The organism is Pseudonocardia sp. DSM 110487, from assembly GCF_019468565.1.
Lineage (GTDB): Bacteria > Actinomycetota > Actinomycetes > Mycobacteriales > Pseudonocardiaceae > Pseudonocardia.
In genome coordinates, this window is record NZ_CP080521.1 from 1,638,996 (window position 1) to 1,662,418 (window position 23,423).

Consider the following 23,423-nt stretch of genomic DNA (forward strand, 5'->3'; position numbering starts at 1 on the left):
ACGCGGCCAGCCGACCCGGTGGGCTAACGCCCCGGGAGGTGGCCCCGATAGACGCCACGTCGGGGAAGCTGTCGCGGGGAGGAACGGACCTGCATGCCGTCACGTCGGGGGTCGGCCGGATGATGGGAGGCGTGCCGCCACCGCCACCACGTGAGGTCGACGCCCCGACCGTCGTGTTCGAAGCCCTGACCGAGCCGCTGCCGCTCGGCGCGGCGGCTCAGGACGGCTGGCGTGCCCCGCAGCACCGCGACGGGATGGCGCTCGTGCTCAGCTCGGCCGCGTCGTCGGGCATCGGAATGCTGTTCTGGGTGCTCGCCGCGCGGCTGTTCGACCCCACCGTCGTCGGGCTGAACTCCACCGCGATCTCGGCGATGACGCTCCTCGGCTCGGCCGCCCACCTGAACCTCGGCAACGCGATCCTGCGCTTCGTCCCCGTCACCGACCGGCGCGGCGTCATCGTCGCGGGATGCTTCGCCGTCGGCATCGGGGTGGCGATGGTGCTCGGGCTCGGCTTCGCGGCCGGCGCGGGCGTGTGGGCACCCGAGCTCGTGGACGCGGTCGGGCTCCCGGCCCTGATGATCTTCTTCCTGATCAGCACCCCGCTCTACACGGTGTTCGTCCTCCAGGACGCCGCCCTCACCGCGATCAAGCGCGCCGACCTCGTGCTGTGGGAGAACCTCGCGTTCTCCCTGCTGAAGGTCGCCCTGCTCGTGGCCGCGGCGTGGCTCGCCCTGGAGAGCGGGATCGCGATCGGGTGGGTGGTGGCCACCCTGCTCGTCGTGCTGGGGGTCACCGGATGGCTCTCCCGGGCGGTGCGGAAGGCGCCGCCGCCGACGGTCGTCCAGCCGGTCACGGTGCGGGATCTCGGCGAGTTCGTCGGCGCCGACTACGCGGGCAACATCTTCTGGCAGGCCGCCGTCTTCGGCCTCCCACTGGTCGTGATCAACCTCGCCGGGGCGGACGGTGCCGCCGTCTACGGGGTGGTCTGGCAGATCGCGTTCGCCTTCTACCTGGTAGCGATCGGCATGGGGAAGTCGATGGTGGCGCACAACGCCGCCGCCGACCAGGCGGCCGCCGACCGGGCCCGCAGGGGGATGGAGCGCAAGGCGCTCACCCTGATCGTCCCCGGCGCCGTCGTGACGGCACTGGCGTCCTACCCGATCCTGTGGGTGTTCGGCGGCACCTACGCGCAGACGGGCACGCTGCTCCTCGCCCTTCTGGTGCTGTCGGCGATCCCGAACGTCGTCACGAACTCCACGGTCTGGGAGGCGCGCGTGCGGCGCCACCGCCCCGTGCTGGTCGGGCTGCCCGCCGGGCTCTGCGCGCTCGTGATGATCGGCACGTTCGTGCTGGTGCCCATGATGGGCATCACGGGCGCGGGATGGGCATGGCTCGGCGCCCAGTGCGTGGTGGCCGCCGGGGTCCTGCTGCGCCGCCGGATGGCGTGATCGCCGGAAGTGGTGTGAGGACGACAGATCTGTCGTGCTGACACCACTCCGGGTGATCACGCCCGGGGCAGGCGGCGCTGATCGCCAGAAGTGGCGTGAGAGCGACAGATCTGTCGCTCCCGCACCACTTCCGGTGATCACTGCGAATCGGCCCCGGCCGGTGGGGTCGGTCGCGCATGCTGTCCCGGTGTCCATCGAGCGGCTTGTCCGGCGTCAGGCCGGGGTCATCGGGCTACGCCAGGCCGTACGGGCGGGGATGAGCGCGCGAACGGTGCAGCGTCGGGTTGCCAGTGGTGTCTGACGTGAGCTGCTGCCGCTGGTCTACCTCGTGTCCGGGCACCGCCGCACTGACGAGGCGCGAGTGCGTGCGGCGTGGTTGTGGGCGGGTGGTGCGCCTGTGGCCGTCACCGGGCTCGCGGCCGCGCATTGGCACGGAATGCTCGACGCGGCGCCCGCGCTGGTGGAGATCACGGTGCCGCGGACAACCCACCGATCGGCGCCGCCGGGTGTGGTCATGCACCGAAGCGACCTCCACGCCATCGACCTCGTCGAACATCGCGATCTGTTGGTCGTGGACGGCCCGCTCGCCGCCCTGCAAGCCGCTGTCGCCCTCCCCGACGGGTCGGCTTTCCTCGACCGGGCCCTGCAGAAGCACGTGCCGTTCCTCGGCCTGTACGACAGCTACTGCCGCAACTTGGGCCGCCGCGGATGGAAGCAGGCGAGCCGGTTGATCACCGCCGCAGCCGACCGTGCCGACTCCGCGGCCGAGCGGGTCCTCAAGCGGCTGCTGCGGGAGGCCGGGATCACCGGCTGGGTGCTCGGGCATCGGTTCGGGCCACACATGATCGACCTCGCCTTCCCCGACAAACGGGTCGCCATCGAGGTGGACGGGTGGGCCTGGCACGTGGACGTCGACCGGTTCCGCGCCGACCGACGCAAGGCAACGCACTCACCCGCGCAGGCTGGACCCTCTTGCGGTTCACCTGGCACGACCTGGTCACCCGGCCAGGCGAGGTCGTCGCGGAGATCCTCCACGCCCTCGCCGCGGCCTGATCGCCGCGAGTGGTGTGGGAGCGACAGATCTGTCGCTCCCACACCATTCCTGGCGATCAGCGCATGACACCCCGGGCAAGATCGCCCGGAGTGGTGTCAGCACGACAGATCTGTCGCTGTGGGACCACTCGCGGCGATCACGAAATTCCTCCGTCGCCGATGTCGAGGCTCCGCGTCCCGCTCCGACCTGTTGGCGAGGTGAGGGGAAAGGCCCCTCCCACGGCACGAGGAGTGGCGACGATGGGCAAGGTCACCTGCGGGATGGCGATGTCGGTGGACGGCTACACAGCGGGCCCGAACCAGCGGGCAGACGCCCCGTTCGGCGACGGGGTCGGCGAGAGCCTGCACCGGTGGATGTTCGAGGCTGCCGAGGAGAACGCCGCCGAGGTCGAGGCGCTCAGCGCAGCGGGCGCGTACATCATGGGCCGCAACATGTTCAGCCCCGGCCGGGGCGAGTGGGACCTGGACTGGACCGGGTGGTGGGGCGAGGAGCCGCTGTACCACGCCCCCGTCTACGTCCTCACCCACTACGAGCGCGAACCCGTCGAGATGAAGGGCGGCACCACGTTCCACTTCGTGACCGGCGGGATCACCGAGGCGCTCGACCGGGCCCGGGCCGCGGCGGGCGAGAAGGACGTCCTGATCGCGGGCGGTGCCGCCACGGTGAACCAGTACCTCGCTGCCGGCTTGATCGACGAGCTGAACCTGCACATCGCGCCGGTCGTCCTCGGGCAGGGCGAGCGCCTGTTCGAGGGGGTGGGGCGGCTGGAGCTCACGCCCGTCGCGGCGCGGCACACCGATCTGGTCACGCACGTGCGCTACACCCGGCAGTCCTGATCCCGGCGGTTGCCGGCCGCGTTCGAGGCGCCCTGAGGCAAGGGTCTGTGGCGCGGCTACCTCGCACTCGGCCCGGAGGGCTGAGCCGCGCGGCTCTCGGCCACGAACTCGGCGAACGTCTTCGGATTGCGCCCGGTCAGCTTCTCGATCGTGTCCGTCACCTCGGCGTACTGCGGCTGTGTGCGCAGCGCCGCCCACAGCTTGGACAGGTGCGCGACGGCGTGGGCGTTGATGCGGCTGCTGGCCGCTTCGGCCCATGACTCGTCGGTGATGTTCTCGTACCTGAACCCAGGGCCGAGCGTGGCGACGATCTCCTTCACGGTCAGGACCTGACCGACGACGGGGTAGCTGCTGCCCGGCGGCACGTCCGCCGCGGTGAGCACGCCGGCGGCGACGCGGGCCACGTCCTCCGCGGCGACAAGGGGCAGCACGGTGCCCTCGTCGCCGAGGGGCATGGTGAGCGATCCGGATGCGGTCGCGAGCGCGTGGATGTTCTCGAAGAACACCGTTGCCCGCACGTGGGCGGCCCCGGTCCCGGCCTGTTCGAAGACCTGCTCGGACAGGTAGTTCTCCCGCATCCGCGGTGTCGGTGCGTCCGGAGCGGATACCAGCATCACCATGTCGACCAGCCGCTCCACCCCGGCGTTCCGGGCGGCGACCGCCATGTTGGCGGTCGCGTCGAGCAGTCCGCTCTGGACCGGGTAGGCGAAGTAGACGGTGGAGACTCCCTGCACGGCCTGCTGGACGGATGCGAAGTCGAGGAAGTCGGCCTCCACCACCTCGGCGCCGAGGCCGCGCAGGTACTCGGCCCGCTCATCGATTGTGCGGACCATCGCGCGCACCGGCACGTCGCGCTCGCGCAGCAGCTCGGTTACCCGCCGTCCGGTCCTGCCCTGCTGCCCGCCTGCGGCGCCGGTCACGAGCACGGTTCCAGTCATGACGTTCCCCTTCTCTAGTTGGTACCATCTGGTACCAACGACTGTGGTACTACTGGGTACCAGATGTCAAGGGAGGGCGATGTCGACAGCGGACGATGCACGCGAGCGCATCCTCGGCGCCGCGTTCTCGGCGTTCATGGAGGCCGGGTACGCGGCGACCAGCACGCTCGAGATCGCGACCCGGGCGCGGGTCTCGAAGCGGGAGCTCTACGCACTCGTGGGCAACAAGCAGCAGATGCTCGAAGCCTGTGTCCGCGAGCGCGCCACCCGGCTGCGGACAGCCGCCGACCTGCCCGAGCCGCGTGACATCGAGACCCTCGAGGCCGTGCTGGTCGCGTTCGGAAGCCAGCTCCTGCGCGAGGTCACGGATTCCACGGTCGTCGCCGTCTTCCGGCTGGCGATCGCGGAGGCGACCAGGGCACCGGAGGTCGCGCGCACGCTGCACGTGCTCGGGCCGCAGGCCAGCCGGGCCGCCCTGACCAGGATCATGGAGGCGGCACTGGCACACGAGGTGCTCACGGGACGTGCGCCTGAGCTGGCCGAGCGGTTCGCCGGGTTGCTGTGGGGGGACCTGCTGATCAGGCTGCTGCTCCGGGTGGCCGACACACCGACTCCCATCGAGATCGACTCCCGCGCCCGCAGTGCAACCTCCGCCTTCCTGCAACTGCATTCGTGAAGCCGGAATCGGGCAGGGTGATCGGCGTGGAGTTTGCAGACGTCGTGCGACGGCGGCGCATGGTCCGGGACTACGACCCCGACCGGCCCGTGCCGCCCGAGGTGCGGGAGCGGTTGCTCGAGCACGCGATCAGGGCACCGTCGGCCGGGTTCAGCCAGGGGTGGGCGTTCCTGGTGCTGGAGTCGCCGGACGAGCGCGAGCGCTTCTGGGCGGCCACCACCGGCGACGGTGCGCCCGACCGCTGGCTGACCCGGATGCGGCGCGCCCCGCTCCTGATCGTGCCGTTGTCGCACAAGGCGGCGTACCTGGATCGCTACGCCGAACCGGACAAGGGCTGGTCCGACCGCGACGAGCGCCGCTGGCCGGTGCCCTACTGGGACATCGACACCGGGATGGCCGCCCTGCTCATGCTGCTCACCGCGGTGGACGAGGGCTTGGGCGCCTGCTTCTTCGGCATCCCACCCGACCGCATCGCCCCCTTCCGGGAGGCATTCGCAGTGCCGGAGGAATACCGGCCGATCGGCTGCGTATCAGTCGGCTACGAGGGCAAGGACGACCCGCGTTCTCCCTCGCTGCGCAGGGGCCGCCGCAAGGTGGACGAGGTGGTCCACAGGGGTAATTGGGGCATCGTGGAGCCGTAGCACTACGGCTCCACGATGCGGGTGAGCAGATCCCCTTTCCCGCCCTCGTCGGATCGGTGAGTCAGCACGCGGTGTTGCGCGGTGCGGCGTGCGCGGTGCCCGTGTGCGCCGTGCCGGGCTGCACGATGCGTCGACGCCGGCCCCTCGGCCTGGATTCGAACCAGTTGGATTCCAAATGCCCTTCCAGGCGGGTGTGCTCGCCCTCTCCGATCCGACTACCGACTGCTCACCGTCCTCAGCGCTCCTGCAGCTCGGTGGACCAGTTGACCTGCTGGATGCGGGTGTCGAGCTCCCGCAGCCTCCGCGCCGCGTCGTCGGCGGCCTGACGCAGCGCCCGTACGTCGACGGCGGACTCGTACCGCAGCTCCGTGCGCGTGAACCGGTCCCGGGGCTGGACCGCGGCGTCCGCGAGCTCGACCAGCATCCGGTGCCGGGTCCGCAGCGCGTCGCGACGGGCCAGCGCGGCGGTCATCGTGATGCCGGGCTCGATCTCGGTTGCCAGGTTCGTGGTGTTGATCTGCAGGACGCGGACCTCGAGGTCACCGGCGAGCCGCTCGAACTCGGCGAGCAGCTCCATCGGGTCCTCGGCAGGCGCCTCCCCCTCCTGGTGACGGGCGTTGCGCAGTGCGCGCTGCTTCAGCTCCGCGAGTCGCGTGGTGAGATCGGCGCGCTGGGACAGCGCCTCTGCCAGCAGCATTCCGGTACCTCCTCTCCGTTCTTCGCCGCGGAGTATCCGATCATCGACGGGTTCCGGCCAACCGGTTTCGGCCCCGCCTCTACGATCCGCGGGTGTCCGTCACCGATGATCTCGACCTCCTGGATGCCTCCTCGTTGCCCCTGCGGCAGCAGCGGATCCTTCTCGCCATCCGGGACTGGGTGGTTCGGTACGGATATGCGCCCAGCACCCGTGAGATCGGTGAGGCTGTGGGGCTGCGGTCGTCGTCGTCCGTGTCGAAACACCTCGCGAGCCTGGAGGACAAGGGATTCCTGCGGCGTGGCACCGCCGTGGCGCGGCCGATCGACGTGCGCGCCTTCCTGCACGAGCCGCAGGCGCGGGACACCGGCGACTCCGTGTCGGTCCCCGTGGTCGGCGACATCGCCGCCGGCACGCCCATCCTCGCCGAGGAGCACGTCGACGACGTCCTGACGCTGCCCCGCGAGCTGGCCGGGCGGGGCACCGTCTTCGCGCTGCGCGTGCGCGGTGACTCCATGATCGACGCCGCGATCTGCGACGGCGACACGGTGGTGGTGCGGCAGCAGTCCGAGGCCTACTCGGGCCAGATCGTGGCCGCGATGATCGACGGCGAGGCCACGGTGAAGGTGTACCGCCGCCGCAACGGCCACGTCTACCTCGAGCCGCGCAACCCGGCCTACGACGTGATCGACGGCGACGAGGCGGTCGTGCTCGGCATCATCGTCTCGGTGTTGCGCAGCGTTTGAGTGGGCAAGCGTCTGAGGATCAGCCGAGGTGGGGCTGTGCGAAGCGGGTGTATGTGCCGTCGTTCCGCGCGATGCGCAGCCAGCCGTCGACCCATTCCTTCACGACGACGTCGCCTCGGGGCAGCAGGTACGCCTTCTCGGAGAACGTGAACGGTGCGTCGGGGTGCACCGCGCACAGCTCGGGATGCTGCCGCTGTTGCCACCGCGTCTCGGTGGCGTCGGTGATCATCAGGTCCGCGCGGCCGGCGAGGACCTCCTCGAAGATCGTGTTGTTGTCGGGGTGGCGGAGGATCGTGGCCTGGGTCAGGTTGGAGTCGGCGAACTTCTCGTTCGTCCCGCCGGGGTTGACCACCGCGCGCACCCCGGGCTGGTTGATCTGCTCGAGGGTCTGGAACCGGCCTGCGTTCTCGCAGCGCGTGATCGGCGTCTTGCCGTCGACGAGGTAGGGGTCGCTGTAGAACGCGCGCTTCGCGCGGTCGGTCGTGACCGAGATGCCGCCCATGGCGATGTCGCAGGTGCGGCCGAGGTCGTCGAGGAGCGTTCCCCACGTGGTCCTGACGAGCGTGAGCCGCACGCCGAGCTTCGCGGCGAGGTCGCCCGCCATGTCGATGTCGATGCCGTCCCACCGGCCGGTGGCGTCGTCGAGGTGGGTGAACGGGCGGTAGTCGCCCGTGCTGCACACCTTGATCTCGCCGTTCGCGAGCACGGCGTCGAGCACGCTCTGCGGCGGGGCGGGTTCGGATTCGGCCGCGGGTTGTGCCGCGCATCCGGCCACGAGCGCCACCGCGGCCGCCGCGCCCGCGAGGATCCGCGCGATCACGATCCCGCCCTGACGGCCGTGATGATCCACATCGCGGACGGGTACGTCACCCCGTCGGGTCCCATGTGCTCCTCCAGCGTGGTGTGCAGTGCCGCCGTGGCCTCCGCGCGGCCGGCGTCGTCGAGCTCGGCGAGCAGGCCACCGAGCATCGTCGACACGTACCGCTCGGCCGTCGCCACGTCCGGGCCGTAGTACGTCGGCTCGCGCACGCCCCGCAGCTCGGGCTCGGCGAAGCCCGCTGCGGTGAGCAGGGTGCGCACGCGGTCCGGGTCGCCGAGTGCGAACGGGCCGGGGCCGTCGGGCGGCGGCAGCGGGCCCGGGACCGCACTGCGGAACGCGGTGAACCAATGGTTCTCGACCATGCCCTGCCACACCAGCAGCACCATGCGGCCTTCCGGCTTCAGGGCGCGGGCGAGGTTCGCGAACGCGGCGACGGGATCGCCGAAGAACATCACGCCGTTGCGGCTGATCACCCGGTCGTACCTGGCCTGGCCGAGATCGGCGACCTGGACGTCGGCCCGCACGAACGAGACGTTCGCGAGGCCATCGGCCGCGGCGCGGCGCCGGGCGATGTCGAGCATCCGCGCGGACAGGTCCACCCCGGTGACGGCGGCCGCGCGTCGCGCCGCCTCGCGCGTGGTGAGCCCGTTGCCGCAGCCGACGTCGAGCACGTGCATGGTGCGCTCGATCGCCGCCGCCTCCAGGAAGGGCTGCATGAAGCGGGCGACACCGGCGTCGAACTGATCGGCGTGGTCGGCCCAGATGTCGCCGGCGGGGCCGTCCCATGCGGTGGCAGCGTCGGCGTTGGACGGGTGGATACCGGTCATCGTCGGGCCGTCGCTTCCATCAGCCGTTCCTCCGCGTCCGGTCCGGCGCCGACCCGCGGCAGCCGCAGCACGAACCACAGGCCGACGAGCCACCAGATCCCGACGATCAGCCACTCCGCGGGCCAGACGAGCGCCGCGGGCATTCCTGGCAGGTAGAGCACGGCCAGCCCGAGGCTCAGCACGACAGCGGCCCAGCCGACGACCGGGCCGGCCGGCACGCGGAACGGCCGCGGCATGTCCGGCTCGCGGCGGCGCAGCACGAGGAACGACACCGACACGAGGAGGAACGCGATCACGATGTTGATCCCGCCCGCGTCGACCAGCCACACCAACATCGGCCTGCCGAACAGCGGGGCGATCACCGACAGGCCGCCGACGACGAGGATCGCGCGGGTGGGCGTGCGGTAGCGCGGGTGCAGGTAGGCGAACCAGCGGGGGAGCATCCCGGACTCGGCCATGGCGTAGATGATCCGGCTCGCGCCGATGAGGAAGCCGTTCCAGCTGGTGAGGATGCCGGCGATGCCGCCGAGGATGAGCAGGGTGCCCATCGCGGGGCTGTCCCACAGCGCGGTCATCCCGTCCGCGGCGGCCAGCTCGGCAGCGGCCAGCTCGGAGTGCGGGAGCGCCGAGCTGACGCTGAGGACGACCACGATGTAGAAGGCCGTTGCCATCAGCACCGAGACGACGAGCAGCTTGCCCACCTGCCGCTGCGGCAGGTTGATCTCCTCGGCCGACTGCGGGATCACGTCGAAGCCGACGAACAGGAACGGGGTGGCGACCAGCACCGAGATGAAGCCGGCCAGCCCGCCGGTGAACCAGGGATCGAAGTGCCGGACCTCGCCGCCGACGAACGTACCGGTGAGCAGAACCAGGCCGACGCCGATCAGGAACACGACGGCGATGGTCTGCGCGATGCTGGCCGGGCGGATCCCGATGTAGTTGATCCACGTGATCACGATGGCGCCCACGATCCCGACCAGTGCCCACGTCGCGTACACGTCGTAGCCCGCCACCGACCACAGCCGCCCGACGAGCATGTCCGGGGCGAGGTAGAGGACGGTCTGCGGTAGCGCGACGGCCTCGAACGCGACCACCGAGACGTATCCGAGCACGATCGCCCACGACGTGACGAACGCCGGCCGTGAGCCCATCGCACGCAACGCGTAGTTGTGCTCGCCTCCCGCCTTCGGCATCGCGGAGACGAGCTCGGCGTATGCCAGCCCGACGAGCGTCATGACGAGGCCGCCGGCGACGAACGCGAGCGCGGCACCGAGGGTGCCTGCGTCCTCCAGCCACCCGCCCACCAGCACGACCCAGCCGAAGCCGATCATCGCGCCGAAACCGACGGCCAGGGTGTCCCAGCGCCCGAGTGCCTTGACGAAACCGATGTCGGTCATGGCGGCTCCTCCCTCTGGAAGGAGCCGATGATCACATCTCCGGGCCGGATGGACCAGACCTATCTGACAACTCGTACGCCGTGGGGCGCAGCTGCGCCTTGCGCACGGCCTCGACGTCCAGCTTCGTGGACCGGTCGAACCGGTAGATGCCGTTGCGCTCCTGCATGAGGTCGGTGAGCTGGGTGTAGCAGTAGCCGAACATCTCCGGGTCGGCGAGCAGGGCACCGGTCAGCCCGGCGAAGCGCTCGTGGAACCCGGCCTCGTCGCGCACCCGCGTGCCGTAGCCCCACGACTCGCCTCGGTTCTCGCCGTCGGCCTCGGCGGCGTCCGGGTCCCACCAGATCCCGCCGAACTCCGACACGAAGTACGGCTGCCCGGCGTACGGCAGCGAGATCGGGTGGCCGTCGTGCCGGTTGACGTACGGCTGCCCGCCCGCGAGGCCGCCGACCTGCTCGGCGAACCGCGCCGGGTCCTGCTCGTAGTCGTGCGAGTCGTAGACGTCGGTCTCCGGCACCCGGTGCGAGTAGCCGGAGGCGTCCAGTGCCGGCCGCGTCGGGTCGGCGAGCTTCGTGGCGAGGAACATCGCCCGCGTCACGTCGTCGAGCACCGTGATCCGGTCGTGCAGCACCTGCCACGTCTCGTTGAGCGGGCACCATCCGACGATCGCGGGGTGGTTGTGGTCTCGCGCCAGCACCTCGAGCCACTGCGTCACGAACGACGCGGTGGGCAGCTGCTCGTCCCCGACCCGCGCGCCCCAGTCGCCGAACTCGCCCCAGACGAGGTAGCCGAGCCGGTCGGCGTGGTAGAGGAATCGCTCCTCGAACACCTTCTGGTGCAGCCGCGCCCCGTTGAAGCCCGCTGCCATCGCGAGCTCGATGTCGCGCACGAGCGCATCGTCGCTCGGGGCGGTCATCAGGGTCTCCGGCCAGTAGCCCTGGTCGAGGACGAGCCGCTGGAAGACCGGCCTGCCGTTGAGGCGCAGCGCGCGGCCGTCGATCGCCACCGAGCGGATCCCGGCGTAGCTCGTGACGTCGTCCACGGTGCCGCCCACGGCGTCGACCAACATCACCCGCAGGTCGTACAGGTGCGGGTCCTCCGGCGACCATGGCCGCAGCCGGTTCTTCGGGATCGTGAGCTGCACGGCCGGGGTGAGGTCGAGGTCGGCGCGCGCCTCCGCGCGCGCGACCGGCCCGTCCGCGTCGGCGAGCTCGGCGACGATCCGGTGACCCGGCCGGTTGGCGGTGACCGGCGCCTCGACGGAGAGGGTGCCCGCCGCGAGGTTCGGGGTGACCCGTACGCGGCGGACGTGCACCTCGGGCACCGCCTCCAACCAGACCGTCTGCCAGATCCCGGTGGTGCGCGTGTAGTGGCAGCCCGCGTTGGCGTGCTCCGTGGACTGCTTGCCGCGGGCCTGCGGGCCGTGGCGGGTGTCGCGGGCCCGCACCACGATCCGGACCCGCTCACCCGCGCGGACGCCGAGGTCGGCGGTGAACGGTGTGAAGCCGCCGCGGTGGCGGGCGACCTCGGCGCCGTCCACCCAGACGGTGGCGTCGTGGTCGACGGCCCCGAAGTGCAGCAGCACCCGCGAGCGCGCCCACTCGGCCGGGATCTCGACGGTCCGCGCGTACCAGACCGCCTCCAGGAAGTCCGTGACGTGCACGCCTGAGGCCTGCGACTCCGGCGCGAACGGCACGGTGATCGTGCCCGTCAGCCGGCGGTCCCGCAGCCCTCGCTCCAGCCCGGAGTCGCCCTGGTCGATCTCGAACTCCCACTGGCCGTTGAGGTTGCGCCAGCCCGGGCGTACGCAGGTCGGGCGCGGGTGCTCGGGGCGAGGTACCTCGGTCACGTGCTCGTGCTCCTCCTATCTACATCTCCGCGAGACGACGTTCCAGGAACCGCCGTTCCACGCCGGTCGTGGTGAGGTCGAGCGCCCGACGGTAGGCGGTGCGGGCGGCGGGCAGGTCACCGAGGCGGCGCAGCAGCTCGGCACGGGTGGAGTGCAGGTAGCGGTATCCGTCGAGATCGGCTGCTATCGCCTCGACGACCGTCAGCGCTGCGCGTGGACCGGAGGTCTCCGCAACGGCGACGGCACGGTTGAGCTCGACGACGGCGGAGCCGGTGAGCTCCCCGAGGGCGGCGTAGCGCTCGGCCACGGCCTGCCAGTCGATCGGGTCCTCGGTCTGCAGGGCTGCGATCGCGGCCTGCAGGGCGTACGGGCCGCCGGTGCCGGGCAGAAGGGCGCGCCCCTCCGCGATCTGCGCCGCGTTCCAGCGGGAGCGGTCCTGGTCCGGCAGCAGGACGAGCTCGCCGTCCCGGGTTCGGGCGTCGCGACGGGCGTCGTGCAGCAGCATCAGGGCGAGCAGGGCTCTCGGCTCCGGCTCGCCGCGCAGCAGCTCCACCAGCATGCGGCCCATGCGGATCGCCTCGGCGGCCAGGTCGACGCGCTGGTCGCCGTAGCCCTGGTTGAAGATCAGGTAGAGCACCGCGAGGACGGTGCCGAGCCGGGCCGGCAGTAGCTCCTCGCCCGGCACCGCGAACGGGATCCCCGCCGCCTTGACCTTCGTGCGGGCCCGGGTGAGCCTGCGCTTCATCGTCTCCTCGGGCACGAGGAACGCCCGCGCGATCTCGGCGGTGGACAGCCCGCCGAGCGCGCGCAGCGTCAGTGCCACCCGGGCCTCCGCCGCCAGGGCCGGGTGGCAGCAGAGGAAGATCAGTTCGAGGCGTTCGTCGGGGATCGCGGTGGCGGGCATCGGCGTCTCCGGGGGCGGTGCCATGAGCTGGAGCTTCTCGGCGTGCCTGCGGTCGCGCCGGAGCCGGTCGATCGCCTTGTTGCGCCCGACCGTCACGAGCCACGCCCGCGGCTCGTCGGGCGGCCCGTCCCGGGCCCAGCGCTGTGCGGCGAGGGCGAACGCCTCCTGGGCGGCATCCTCCGCGACGTCGACGTCACGGCAGAAGCCGACCAGGGAGGCGACGACCCGGCCCCACTCGGCGCGGAAGATCTCGTCGATCACCGATTGATCTGGGCCAGCGGCCGTATCTCGACCGACCCGCCGAACCGCAGCGCCGGGACCCGGCCTGCCAGTTCGAGCACGCTGTCCAGGTCGGGCGCTTCCACCAGGAAGAAGCCGCCGAAGATCTCCTTGGTGTCGGCGAACGGGCCGTCGGTCAGGAGGAGCTCTCCATCGGCGATCCGGACGGTGGTGGCGGTCTCCGCGGGCTGGAGGTGTTCACCGCCGACCACGCGCGGGTCGCCGTGAACCCCATGTACTCGGCGGAGAGAGCGGCGCGCTCGTGCTCGTCGAGCGGGTCGTTCGCGCCGGGTCGTTCGTTGATCAGCAGTGCGTACCGCATCAGTTCTCCTTGCGCCGATCGGTTGTCGTGAGGGGGACGACCAGGTTCGCCCCGCGGGGACAGAGCGTTGATGTGGCGCCAGTCACAGGGACGTCGGCTGACACGACGGTGTCAGCCTCCGTTCCGTCAACCGTCACCCACAGTTTTCTTTCAGGCTCCAGAGCTAGCCTTGCGGCCGTCAACCGGTGTCAGACCGCGAACCGAGGTGTGAAGGCCCGCCATGTCCGAGCAGACGTACGACTTCGTGATCGTGGGCGGTGGTGCGGCTGGGTGCGTGCTCGCCAACCGGCTGAGCGCGGACCCGAACACCAAGGTCCTGCTCCTCGAAGCCGGCCGCCCCGACTACTGGTGGGACCTCGCCGTTCACCTGCCCCTCGCGATGGGCATGCCGGTCGGCAGCCCCGCCCACGACTGGCGCTACGTCGGCGAACCGGAGCCGAATCTTTCGGGCAGGCGGGTCGAGCACCCGCGTGGCAAGGTGCTCGGTGGCTCCACCAGCATCAACGGGATGCTCTACACCCGGGGCAACCGGGCGGACTACGACCGGTGGGGTCAGGAGACCGGCACCGACGAGTGGGACTACGCGCACTGCCTGCCCTACTTCCGGAGGCTGGAGCGCCGGGTCGGGGAGGCCGAGGACGCGTTCCGCGGGCGCAGCGGCCCGCACACCATCGCGCCGAGCCCGACCGACGGCCCTATCTTCGAGGCGTTCTTCGGTGCGGTCGGGCAGGCCGGCTACAAGGTCCTGAACGACACCAACGGTTCGGAGCAGGAGGGCTTCGCGCCGCTCGACCAAGGTGTTCGCGGCGGGCGGCGTGAGTCGGCTTCCCGGGCCTACCTGTGGCCGGTGCGTGGGCGTTCCAACCTCGACGTCCGGACCCGCGTGATGGTCACGAAGGTCGATATCGAGGGCGGCCGCGCGGTCGGCGTGCGGTTCCGCCACGGCGACGCCGAGACGGTCGTGCGGGCGGGCGAGGTGGTGCTGTCCGCGGGCGCGGTCGGCTCGCCGCAGATCCTGCAGCTGTCCGGGATCGGCGACAAGGCGCACCTCGAGGCGCTCGGCGTGCCCGTGGTGCAGCACCTGCCGGGGGTCGGCCAGTCACTGCAGGACCACTTCGCCGTGCACATCCAGCACACCTGCCTGCAGCCGGTGTCGATGGCGGCGGTCCGTCGCAAGTCGAAGTGGCCGAAGATCGTCGCCGAGGCGCTGCTGTTCGGCCGCGGGCCCGGCGCCTGGAACCCGATGCGGGTCGGCGGGTTCGTCCGCAGCTCGCCGGAGCAGGGCTACCCCGACCTGTTCTTCGTGCTCGCCCCGCTCGCCATGGCGAGCGAGGAGCGGTCGATGCCGGTCGACCAGCACGGCTACCAGATGCACGTCGAAGTGATGCGCTCCGGGGCACGGGGGTCCGTCCAGATCACGTCCGCCGATCCCGGCACCCACCCGTCGGTGCAGCTCAACTTCCTCTCCGGGCCCGAGGACCGCACGCGCTGGATCTCCGCCGTGCGGTTGGGCCGCGAGCTGCTCACCCAGCAGGCGATGCAGCACCTCGACGGCGGCGAGTGGCTGCCGGGCGCCGACGTCGGCACCGACGACGAGGTCATGGAGTGGGTGGCTCGCACCGGGCAGAGCGGTCTGCACCTGTCGTGCAGCGCGCGGATGGGCGCCGACGACGATGCGGTGCTCGACCAGGCGATGCGGGTGCGCGGCGTCGAGGGCCTGCGCGTGATCGACGCCGCCGCGTTCCCGTCGATCACCAACGCCAACACCTACGCGCCCACGCTGATGCTCGCGGAGAAGGCGGCCGACATCGTCCTCGGGAACACCCCGCTGGCACCGGAGTACCCGGCCGTGCCCTCGCAGGCGGGTGACCCCGCGGGCAATGCCTGACGCTCCCGCGGGTACATCGCGGCTGCGAGCGGTGCTCGCGGGGTGGCGCGCCCCGCAGCACCGCGACGGGCTCGCGCTCGTGCTCAGCTCGGGGCTCACCTCCGTCATCGGGCTGCTGTACTGGGTGGTGGCCGCGCGGCTGTTCCCGCCGGACGTCGTCGGCGTCAGCAACACGCTGATCTCGACGATGACGCTGATCGGCGTGGCCGCACAGCTCAACCTGGGCAACGCGCTGCTGCGGTTCGCACCGGTTGCCGAGCGCTCGGCCCGGCGCCTGGTGTTCACCTGCTACGCGGTGGGGGCGGTGGCCGCCGCCGTGGCAGGCGGGGTCTTCGCGCTCGGGGCCGGATGGTGGGCGCCCGAGCTGCAGCAGGCGGTCGGCGCGGGCCCGCTGGCCGCGTTCTTCGTGCTGTCCACGCCGATCTGGACCGTGTTCGTCATCCAGGACTACGTCCTGACCGCGGTCAAGCGGGCCACGATCGTGCCGTTGGAGAACCTGGTCTTCTCCCTGCTGAAGATCGCGCTGCTCGGGGTGGGGGCGCTGGTCGCGTTCGGCGGGGCGATCGCCGTGTCGTGGATCGTGGCCACCGCGCTGATCGTGCTCGCCATCACGGCGTACCTGCTGAGGGTGCTGCCCGCGCGCGACGAGCCTCCCGCCACCTCACCGGTGCGGCCCCGCGACGTCGCCCGGTTCGTGTCGGCCGACTGGACCGGCGGGCTGTTCACCAATGCCGTCGAGTTCGGCCTGCCGCTGCTCGTCCTCGTGACGCTCGGTGCCGAGCAGGCCGCGACGTTCGGCGTGGCGTGGGCGATCGCGTATGGGCTCTACCTCGTGTCGCACGGGATGGGGCAGTCGCTCGTGGCGCACGTGGCGGCCGATCCCGCGGCGCTGGAGGCCGCCCGCCGCGGCACGGTGACCAGGTCGCTCGCCCTGATCCTGCCCGCGGCTCTCGTCATCGTCCCCGGCGCAGGGCTGATCCTCTCGATCTTCGGTGAGCACTACGCCGCCACCGGTACCACGCTGCTCGCGCTCGCCTCGCTCTCGGCCGTGCCGAACGTCATCGTCACCGCCGCGCTCTTCGGCGCCCGCGTGCAGCAGCAGCGGGCTGTGCTGGTCGGCGTGCCGGCGGCGGTCGCAGTGCTGGTCATCCCGCCTGCGCTGGTGCTCATGCCGACGCTGGGGCTCGCCGGGGTGGGCGTCGCGCTGCTGGTGGGGCAGTCGGTGGTGGCCGTCGCCATCCTGATCCGTCATTGGATCAGCCGCCGCGCGTGAGCCGGTGGAGCCAGACCTTCGGTAACCGGGTCGGGGAGGTCTGTACCGATGCCCAGTGCGGGCGGGCGGCCGCGAGGAACTCGGCGGTCAGCGGGCGCTCCGGGTCGCTGATCCACACCTGCCCGCCGTCGGCCACGAGCCGGGGGAGGAGGGCGTGCATCTCGTCCACGTTGCGCTGGCCGTACAGGACGTCGGAGGCGAGCACGAGCTGGAACGGGCCCCGTGCGACGAGGTCGTCGGGGTCATCCCACGCGCACCGGGCGGTCTCGATGCTCGCCCCGTTCTGCTCGGCGTTCACCGCGGCGAACGCGAGCGCGTCGGCGGAGCGGTCGGTGGCGAGCACCCGCGCCCCCGCGAGCGCAGCGGCCACGGCGGGCAGGCCCAGCCCGCAGCCCAGCTCCACGGCGCGGGTTCCGGTCCAGTCGCGCGCCGACACGGCGTGGGCCAGCTCGATCCCGCTTGGCCACAGCTCCGCCCAGTACGGCGGGTAGGCCTGGTCGGCGGCGACGTCGTCCTCGTAGAGCAGTGCAGCGGGCTCGCGCGGGTGCACGAACCGGATCCGCCCGTGGTGCAGGTCGATGGTGCCCGCCAGTAGGTCGAGCCGCGGGTCGGCGGGTTCCGGTCGCCGGGCGAGCTCCGCGGGGGTCGGCATCGACTGATCCATCACGCCAGTATCCTTGACAACTTTTCTTGTCGGTGAGACGGTCGGAGCGTGCAGGAACTCACCGTCATCGACGACCCGGCGGCCGCGGGCGTCTCGCTCGACCCGATCCGCTCCCGGCTGCTCGCACTGCTGGCCGAGCCGGGCTCAGCGAGCAGCCTCGCGGGCACGGTCGGGCTGGCCCGGCAGAAGGTCAACTACCACCTGCGCACGCTGGAACAGCACGGCCTGATCGAGCTGGTCGCAGAGCGGCGCAAGGGCAACATGACCGAGCGGGTCCTGCAGGCCACCGCCGCGAGCTACGTGATTTCGCCCGCGGCGCTCGGCGCCGTCGCTCCGGATCCCGGACGGGCGCCGGACCGGCTCTCCGCCCGCTGGCTCATCGCCGTGGCCGCGCGGACCGTGCGGGAGGTCGGCGAGCTGCTCGCGGGTGCGACCAAGGCCGGGAAGCGGCTGGCGACGTTCGCGATCGACGCCGAGGTGCGGTTCGCCTCCGCTGCCGACCGGGCGGCCTTCGCCGACGAGCTCGCGCACGCCGTCACGGCGCTGGTCGGCAAGTACCACGACGAGAGCGCCCCTTCCGGGCGCCGGCACCGGGTGGTGGTGGCGATCCACCCCGAGCTGAAGGCGAACCGGTCATGACGGAGCGGCGGCTGGAGAAGCACGTCGAGCTGGATGCGACCCCCGACGAGGTGTGGCAGGCCATCGCGACGGGGCCCGGGATCGCCACCTGGTTCGTCCCGCACGAGGTGGAGCCCCGCCCGGGAGGCACCGTCGAGCAGGACTACGGCGGCGGATTCACCACGCGGGGCCGGGTCAGCGCGTGGGAGCCGGGGCGCCGGTTCGCGTACGGCGCCTTCGCAGAGCCCGAGGACGGACGCCCGAACTACGCCTACGAGTTCCTCGTCGAGGGCCGCGACGGCGGTGGCACGGTGCTGCGGTTCGTGCAGAGCGGGTTCCTCGACGGCGCGGACTGGGACGACGAGTACGACAGCTTCGACGCGGGCTGGTCGCTGTTCTTCGTCAACCTCCGCGGCTACCTGCGGCATTTCGCGGGGCTACCGGTCCGGAACGCGGTGGCCATGAGCTACACCGCGGGGAGTGCGCGTGACATCTGGCCCGTGGTGCACCGCGCGCTCGGCCTGACCGGGCACCCGGCCGTCGGGCAAGCGATCACGCTGACGCCCGACGGTCCAGCGCCGATCACCGGCGTGGTCGACGTCGCGGACGAGGAGTTCCTCGGCGTTCGGTCGGAGCACGGGCTGCACCGCATCGGCGTCGAGGGCGAGGACGGCTGCGGCCTGAGCGCCTACCACTACGTCTACGGCCGCCCCGTCGATTCCGCCGCGCTCACCGCCGACTGGCAGCGATGGCTCGAGAAGATCACCGAAGAGGGGAAGTCATGAGTGAGAACTGGAAGCCCGGCACGTTCGTGCACCTGGACCTGACCGTGCCCGACGCGCCCGGCATGCGGGACTTCTACTCCGCAGTGGTCGGCTGGAAGCCCGAACCGCTCGGAGGGGACTGGCTGATGCTCGCGCCCGACGGCACCCCCGCGACCGGGATCTGCCACGCGCGCGGCGAGAACGCCGACCTGCCGCCACAGTGGCTGGCCTACATCGCCGTCGACGACCTCGACGCGTGCCTCGCCGCGGCGCGGGAGCACGGCGGCGAGGTGGTGGCGGGGCCCAAGGGTGAGGGCGAGGGCGGCTACGCGGTGATCCGCGACCCCGAGGGCGCCGTGCTCGCGCTCATCCAGCGGGGAACGACCTGCGCCACGTAGCCCACGCCCGGGCGAAGTTCTCCGGTTTCGGGCCGCCAATGCGGCGCGCCCGATCACCGACGGCCGATACTGACGATCATGCGTGCTCGGGTGGTGCAGTGGGGGGTGGCCGCCCTCGCGCTCGCGCTCGGTGTGTGGGGTGTCGTGCCCACGGACCCGCCCGCCAGCTGTGCCGGTGGGGAGACCCGCGCGGTGTGGATCGCCACCGTGCAGAACATCGACTGGCCCAGCAAGCCGGGGCTCCCCGCCGCCGAGCAGCAGCGGGAGTACCGCACGCTGCTCGACGACGTGCGGCGGCACGGGCTGAACACGGTGATCGTGCAGGTACGCCCCACCGCGGACGCCCTGTGGCCCTCGCCGTACGAGCCGTGGTCGCACTGGCTCACCGGCGAGCAGGGGAAGGACCCCGGCTACGACCCGCTGGCCTTCCTCGTGGACGAGGCGCACGCCCGCGGGCTGAAGTTCCACGCGTGGTTCAACCCGTTCCGGGTGAGCAGGCAGGCCGACCCGGCGCAGCTCGTGCCCGAGCACCCGGCGAGGCAGCACCCGGACTGGGCGTTCGCCTACGGCGGCCAGCTCTACTACGACCCGGGCAAGCCCGCGGTCCGGGAGTTCGTGACCGACGTCGTGCTGGACGTGGCGCAGCGCTACGCGATCGACGGCGTGCACTTCGACGACTACTTCTACCCGTACCCCGTCGAGGGTGAGCAGATCCCGGACGCCGGCACGTTCGCGGCGTACGGCGGCGGCACCGACGTCGCCGACTGGCGCCGGCAGAACATCGACGAGCTGGTCAAGGGCGTGTCCGAGCGGCTCTCCGCACTGGACCGGGACATCGCGTTCGGGATCAGCCCGTTCGGGATCTGGCGCAACGAGGCCGCGGACCCGCGCGGATCGGCGACCACCGGCATCCAGTCCTACGACACGACGTACGCCGACAGCTGGACCTGGGTGCGCCAGGGCTGGGTGGACTACATCGTCCCGCAGATCTACTGGGAGATCGGGCACCCGAGCGCCGACTACGCGGCACTCGTGCCGTGGTGGGCCGGGGTCGTCGCCGGCACGCGCGTCCAGCTGTACACCGGGCAGGCGGCGTACAAGGTGGGCGGCAGCCCGGCATGGGGCGACGGCGAGCTCGCCGCGCACCTGACCCTCGACCGGGAGCACGCCGAAGTGCGCGGCCAGGTCTACTTCAGCGCGCATTCCCTGTCCACGAACGCGGCCGCCGCGATGGAACGGGTGAAGGCGGACCACTACTCCTGCCCGCCGACGGGTAATGCCTGATTCCGGCTAGCACTACTCGTCCACCCTCGGCATCGCCACTAGGCTTTTCGTGATCCAGGCCACTACGGGGGGTACACGGCGATGGCGAGTCAGGACCGTCCCGAACGCGTGCTCGCCGACCTGCTCGCCCTCCTCGCCATCGCCGACCAAGCGATCCTCCTGCAGGAGCGGGCAGAAGCCGTGCTGCAGGCCTGCACCGACCCGGGGGAGTCGGTGCAGTCCGTGGCCCGGGAGGGCACCCGGGTCGCGGGCGAGTACCAGCGGCTGTGGAACTGGTCGCTGGACTTCGCGCCCACCGCGGGCGACGGCTCCCTCGAACGGCGGCTGTCCGACCTCGTGCTGCTGCACTTCCAGATGCTGCACGTCGCGGTGCGGCTCGCGTTCCCGCGGCAGGCCACGCCGGGAGCGTTCCGGTCGGTGCGGGCGGTGGAGGACCTGGCGCCGTGGGTCGCGGAGCTGCGCTCGGTGCGCGACCAGCTCAACCTGTGGATCACGGCGCTCACCCCGTCGCGCTGAGGTACGTCACGCGGGGTAGTGGCGGCCGCTGCCCTACCGCGGCGGGCGCACGTCCCCCGCCGCCCCCGCCATGACGCGGAAGGCGTTCTCGCTCGCCACGATGGGTCCATGGCGACGATGCGGGTCAGGGGACGGATGCGGCCGCGCACCCGCAAGGGGGTGCTGGTGGCCCACATCGTGGCGGCCGGGGCCTGGATCGGGCTCGACGTGATGCTCGGCGTGCTGGTCTTCACCCCGCCGCTCACCTCCGACCCCGCCGTCGCCGCGCTCTGCTACCAGGCGATGCCACTGCTGTTCTGGCCGATCCTCGTGAGCGGCCTGACGAGCCTGGTCACCGGTGTCGTCCTCGGCATGGGCACCCACCACGGGCTCGTGCGCCACTGGTGGGTGCTGGTGAAGCTGGTGCTGAACATCGCGCTGACGTCGCTGGTCGTCGTGCTGCTCGGCCCGGGCATGGCCGAGGCGGCCGAGGCGGGCCGTCGGCTCGCGGCCGGTGTCCCCGTGGACATCGACCTGTCGAACATGGTGTTCCCGCCGATCGTCTCGGGCACGTCACTGGTGGTGGCCACCGTGCTGGCCGTCTACAAGCCGTGGGGCCGGGTGCGGCGGTCGGCGGCGGGCTCATGACGCTCTCGGGTGCGTTCCGCGGAACGCGACGCCAGCAGATCCGGTCTCATCGGCGGCCGTTCCCAGCCCCAGCACCACCGACCTGCTCATGATCTGCGGGACTGGGACATAACGCTCGTATTTCGAACGTTATGTCCCGGCTTCGCTGATCATGGACCTGGGACGCACCGAATCGCCGATCATCAGGGCGGACGCCTTCATGATCGGTGTCTCGGGGCGTTCCCGTGTCGAATTCGCCCGGGTTCGCGCCGAAGCCTTGAACATGTCCGTCGGACCGCCTTCGGTGGCGCCGCGCGCCCTACCGGGCAGGCCTCTGGCCTGCCGGCGTGGTTGCCCCGCGCACTGCGCGGCGCCACCGAAGGCCCTACAACCCCCGAAGCCCCTACGACCACCGCGGCCGTCAGGAGATGGTCGCCGCCCTCGCCCACCGCCCCACGACGAGCTCGTCCCCGACGCTCAGCAGCCCGGGCCGGAGCACCGAGAACTTCGCCCCGAACGCGACGCCCTTGCCCGGGACGCGCCGATAGCCGGCGAGGGTCCGCAGCGGCTCCGGACCCGCCCGCACACCGGTGCGCTGGTTGACCAGTGTCACCGCGCACCGGATCGCCTGCTTGGCGAACGCCAGCTCGGTGTCACCGACGGACAGCTCGCGGACCTGGTCCTCGATGTGGGGTTCGGTCCACCCCTCCACGACGATGTTGGGTCGGAACCGGTCCATCGGTATCCCATTGATGCCGCGCTCGGCGATCCGCCGGTCCAGCTCGGCCCATGACGCGCTGCTCGTGAGCAGGAGTGCGCCGCTGTCGGCGAACCCGGCCCTTCCTGGCGTCTCACCGTCGGTGACGCGGTCGTGTTCCGGTGGGACCCGCACGAGCCTGCTCGGCTCCCCGAGCACGCGCGTGAGCCAGCCGGCTACCGGCTCGCCCTGGTCGATGGCCCGATAGGGGCTGCCGAACATCTCGACGGGACGCCGGGGGCCGTCGAGGTCCACGGCCACCCGCAGGGCGTCGATCCCGGGGGCCTGCAACCGGAGCTCCCGGCCGTCGTCGAGGATCTCCGGCCGGATCGTCGCGAGCAGGGAATCCCGGCGCTGGCTGCGGAAGACCCCGTGCTCGTCGACGACCATGAACGTCCGGTCGTGGGCGAGTCCTGCCGGGGTGAGGAACGCGCTGGTCAGGGCGATCCCGGCGCAGCCCTTGATCGGGTACGTGTGCAGCGCGACCACTCTCGCGCTCACGCCGGCACCCGCGCGAAAACGAGGAACGACCGCCGCGGCCCAGAGGTGGTCGTCACCCGCACGGACCCGAACCCGGCGGCACGGGCGATGTGCCCGGCGCCCGCCTCGTCGGCGGGGACGGCGAGGTCGGCGGGCAGCGATGCCGCGAACTCGGGGGAGGGGTGGAAGTCGGCGGCCACCGGGATGCTGAACGCGGCCTGGCCGCCGGGCCGCAGCACCCGGCGCCACTCGGGCGGGGCGGTGGCACCGATGAGGTGCAGCGCCGACGCGCAGAGCACCACGTCCGCCGCGCCGTCCGGCAGGCCGAGCGGCACCGCGGGCGCGACGCGCCACTCGACCCGGCCGTTGCCGGGCGCCTTCGCCGCGGCCTTCTCGATCATCCGGGGCGAGATGTCGACGGCGAGGACCCGTCGTGGGGCGAGCGCCTCGAGCGCGACGAGGGCGGCGAACCCCGTGCCCGTGGCGACGTCGACGACCAGTTCGGGCTCCGGCACTGGCCGCAGGCCGGCCACCAGCTGCCGGGCGATCCCGAGGTGGTGTGGGTCGTCGTCGTAGACGTCTGCGACCGCATCGAACCGAGCGGCGGGTACGGGCACGGTCACCCCGGCCATCCTAGGAATGTCCGACCTCCGTGGTGAACTCGATTCCGGAGGTGATGGGCGTGTCGTTCGTGCACGGGCATCCGAGACGCACGGGGTGGGTGATGGGCCACGTGCGTCGCCCCAA

The 23,423-nt window shown here is 71.7% G+C and carries 25 protein-coding genes; 14 read left to right on the plus strand and 11 right to left on the minus strand.

Going from position 1 to position 23,423, the window contains the following annotated elements:
- Positions 1-38: 38 nt before the first annotated feature.
- The 3 genes from K1T35_RS07405 (at position 39) to K1T35_RS07415 (ending at position 3,338) form a co-directional block, all read left to right on the plus strand.
- The gene (locus K1T35_RS07405) at positions 39-1,448 is read left to right on the plus strand and encodes a lipopolysaccharide biosynthesis protein (RefSeq protein WP_220259419.1); all 1,410 of its coding nucleotides are present in this window, start codon (positions 39-41) and stop codon (positions 1,446-1,448) included.
- A gap of 397 nt (positions 1,449-1,845) precedes the next feature.
- Entirely contained in the window at positions 1,846-2,568 is a 723-nt protein-coding gene (locus K1T35_RS07410) for an endonuclease domain-containing protein (RefSeq protein WP_220259420.1), read from the plus strand.
- A gap of 173 nt (positions 2,569-2,741) precedes the next feature.
- The gene (locus tag K1T35_RS07415; RefSeq protein WP_220259421.1) at positions 2,742-3,338 is read left to right on the plus strand and encodes a dihydrofolate reductase family protein; all 597 of its coding nucleotides are present in this window, start codon (positions 2,742-2,744) and stop codon (positions 3,336-3,338) included.
- A gap of 56 nt (positions 3,339-3,394) precedes the next feature.
- On the opposite strand, the gene K1T35_RS07420 is transcribed toward K1T35_RS07415, so the two are convergent.
- Positions 3,395-4,276: an SDR family oxidoreductase gene (locus K1T35_RS07420; protein ID WP_220259422.1), complete on the minus strand. Its 882-nt coding sequence runs from the start codon at positions 4,274-4,276 to the stop codon at positions 3,395-3,397.
- 79 nt (positions 4,277-4,355) lie between these two features.
- On the opposite strand from K1T35_RS07420, the gene K1T35_RS07425 reads away from it, so the two are divergent.
- Both K1T35_RS07425 and K1T35_RS07430 read left to right on the plus strand, forming a co-directional pair.
- Entirely contained in the window at positions 4,356-4,952 is a 597-nt protein-coding gene (locus tag K1T35_RS07425; RefSeq protein WP_220259423.1) for a TetR/AcrR family transcriptional regulator, read from the plus strand.
- Between the two features lie 26 nt (positions 4,953-4,978).
- A complete protein-coding gene (locus K1T35_RS07430; protein ID WP_220259424.1) occupies positions 4,979-5,593 on the plus strand; it encodes a nitroreductase family protein in 615 nt (204 codons plus the stop codon).
- A gap of 235 nt (positions 5,594-5,828) precedes the next feature.
- Here the strand turns inward: K1T35_RS07430 and K1T35_RS07435 are convergent, their stop codons facing one another.
- Positions 5,829-6,290 carry a DIP1984 family protein gene (locus K1T35_RS07435; RefSeq protein ID WP_220259425.1) on the minus strand — a complete coding sequence of 154 codons (462 nt, stop codon included), beginning with the start codon at positions 6,288-6,290 and terminating at the stop codon, positions 5,829-5,831.
- Between the two features lie 92 nt (positions 6,291-6,382).
- Here K1T35_RS07435 and lexA point away from each other — a divergent pair, with 92 nt between their 5' ends.
- On the plus strand, positions 6,383-7,033 hold the full coding sequence (gene lexA / locus K1T35_RS07440) for a transcriptional repressor LexA (RefSeq protein ID WP_220259426.1): 651 nt from the start codon (positions 6,383-6,385) through the stop codon (positions 7,031-7,033).
- A 19-nt stretch (positions 7,034-7,052) separates the two neighbouring features.
- Here lexA and K1T35_RS07445 read toward each other — a convergent pair whose 3' ends face one another.
- The 6 genes from K1T35_RS07445 to K1T35_RS48735 are packed head-to-tail and all read right to left on the minus strand — an operon-like array spanning position 7,053 to position 13,318.
- Complete coding sequence (locus K1T35_RS07445; RefSeq protein ID WP_220262458.1) at positions 7,053-7,850, minus strand: transporter substrate-binding domain-containing protein; 798 nt, start codon at positions 7,848-7,850, stop codon at positions 7,053-7,055.
- Positions 7,850-8,680, minus strand: coding sequence for a class I SAM-dependent methyltransferase (locus K1T35_RS07450; protein ID WP_220259427.1), 831 nt, complete (start codon positions 8,678-8,680; stop codon positions 7,850-7,852). The genes K1T35_RS07445 and K1T35_RS07450 overlap by 1 nt, the downstream gene beginning before the upstream one ends.
- On the minus strand, positions 8,677-10,077 hold the full coding sequence (locus K1T35_RS07455) for an APC family permease (protein WP_220259428.1): 1,401 nt from the start codon (positions 10,075-10,077) through the stop codon (positions 8,677-8,679). The genes K1T35_RS07450 and K1T35_RS07455 overlap by 4 nt, the downstream gene beginning before the upstream one ends.
- Positions 10,078-10,108: 31 nt before the next feature.
- Positions 10,109-11,923 (minus strand): glycoside hydrolase family 2 protein, encoded by a 1,815-nt coding sequence (locus K1T35_RS07460; RefSeq protein WP_220259429.1) that lies wholly within the window; start codon positions 11,921-11,923, stop codon positions 10,109-10,111.
- 19 nt (positions 11,924-11,942) lie between these two features.
- Positions 11,943-13,088 carry an RNA polymerase sigma factor gene (locus K1T35_RS07465; protein ID WP_220259430.1) on the minus strand — a complete coding sequence of 382 codons (1,146 nt, stop codon included), beginning with the start codon at positions 13,086-13,088 and terminating at the stop codon, positions 11,943-11,945.
- On the minus strand, positions 13,085-13,318 hold the full coding sequence (locus K1T35_RS48735) for a YciI family protein (RefSeq protein ID WP_255621677.1): 234 nt from the start codon (positions 13,316-13,318) through the stop codon (positions 13,085-13,087). The genes K1T35_RS07465 and K1T35_RS48735 overlap by 4 nt, the downstream gene beginning before the upstream one ends.
- Positions 13,319-13,648: 330 nt before the next feature.
- On the opposite strand from K1T35_RS48735, the gene K1T35_RS07475 reads away from it, so the two are divergent.
- Both K1T35_RS07475 and K1T35_RS07480 read left to right on the plus strand, forming a co-directional pair.
- A complete protein-coding gene (locus tag K1T35_RS07475; protein WP_220259431.1) occupies positions 13,649-15,316 on the plus strand; it encodes a choline dehydrogenase in 1,668 nt (555 codons plus the stop codon).
- A complete protein-coding gene (locus K1T35_RS07480) occupies positions 15,309-16,589 on the plus strand; it encodes a lipopolysaccharide biosynthesis protein (protein WP_220259432.1) in 1,281 nt (426 codons plus the stop codon). Before K1T35_RS07475 ends, K1T35_RS07480 begins: the two co-directional genes overlap by 8 nt.
- On the opposite strand, the gene K1T35_RS07485 is transcribed toward K1T35_RS07480, so the two are convergent.
- Positions 16,573-17,241: a methyltransferase gene (locus K1T35_RS07485; protein ID WP_220259433.1), complete on the minus strand. Its 669-nt coding sequence runs from the start codon at positions 17,239-17,241 to the stop codon at positions 16,573-16,575. The genes K1T35_RS07480 and K1T35_RS07485 overlap by 17 nt on opposite strands.
- A gap of 60 nt (positions 17,242-17,301) precedes the next feature.
- Between K1T35_RS07485 and K1T35_RS07490 the strand changes: the two genes are divergently transcribed.
- The 6 genes from K1T35_RS07490 (at position 17,302) to K1T35_RS07515 (ending at position 21,460) form a co-directional block, all read left to right on the plus strand.
- Positions 17,302-17,892 (plus strand): helix-turn-helix domain-containing protein, encoded by a 591-nt coding sequence (locus K1T35_RS07490; protein ID WP_220259434.1) that lies wholly within the window; start codon positions 17,302-17,304, stop codon positions 17,890-17,892.
- The gene (locus tag K1T35_RS07495; protein WP_220259435.1) at positions 17,889-18,656 is read left to right on the plus strand and encodes an SRPBCC domain-containing protein; all 768 of its coding nucleotides are present in this window, start codon (positions 17,889-17,891) and stop codon (positions 18,654-18,656) included. The genes K1T35_RS07490 and K1T35_RS07495 overlap by 4 nt, the downstream gene beginning before the upstream one ends.
- Positions 18,653-19,033 carry a VOC family protein gene (locus tag K1T35_RS07500; RefSeq protein WP_220259436.1) on the plus strand — a complete coding sequence of 127 codons (381 nt, stop codon included), beginning with the start codon at positions 18,653-18,655 and terminating at the stop codon, positions 19,031-19,033. The genes K1T35_RS07495 and K1T35_RS07500 overlap by 4 nt, the downstream gene beginning before the upstream one ends.
- Positions 19,034-19,111: 78 nt before the next feature.
- Complete coding sequence (locus K1T35_RS07505; protein WP_220259437.1) at positions 19,112-20,317, plus strand: glycoside hydrolase family 10 protein; 1,206 nt, start codon at positions 19,112-19,114, stop codon at positions 20,315-20,317.
- A gap of 81 nt (positions 20,318-20,398) precedes the next feature.
- Positions 20,399-20,833 (plus strand): hypothetical protein, encoded by a 435-nt coding sequence (locus tag K1T35_RS07510; RefSeq protein WP_220259438.1) that lies wholly within the window; start codon positions 20,399-20,401, stop codon positions 20,831-20,833.
- Positions 20,834-20,941: 108 nt separating this feature from the next.
- Positions 20,942-21,460: a hypothetical protein gene (locus tag K1T35_RS07515; protein WP_255621678.1), complete on the plus strand. Its 519-nt coding sequence runs from the start codon at positions 20,942-20,944 to the stop codon at positions 21,458-21,460.
- A 400-nt stretch (positions 21,461-21,860) separates the two neighbouring features.
- Here the strand turns inward: K1T35_RS07515 and K1T35_RS07520 are convergent, their stop codons facing one another.
- Positions 21,861-22,697, minus strand: coding sequence for an MOSC domain-containing protein (locus tag K1T35_RS07520; RefSeq protein ID WP_220259439.1), 837 nt, complete (start codon positions 22,695-22,697; stop codon positions 21,861-21,863).
- On the minus strand, positions 22,694-23,299 hold the full coding sequence (locus tag K1T35_RS07525) for a class I SAM-dependent methyltransferase (protein WP_255621679.1): 606 nt from the start codon (positions 23,297-23,299) through the stop codon (positions 22,694-22,696). Before K1T35_RS07525 ends, K1T35_RS07520 begins: the two co-directional genes overlap by 4 nt.
- Positions 23,300-23,423: the final 124 nt, after the last annotated feature.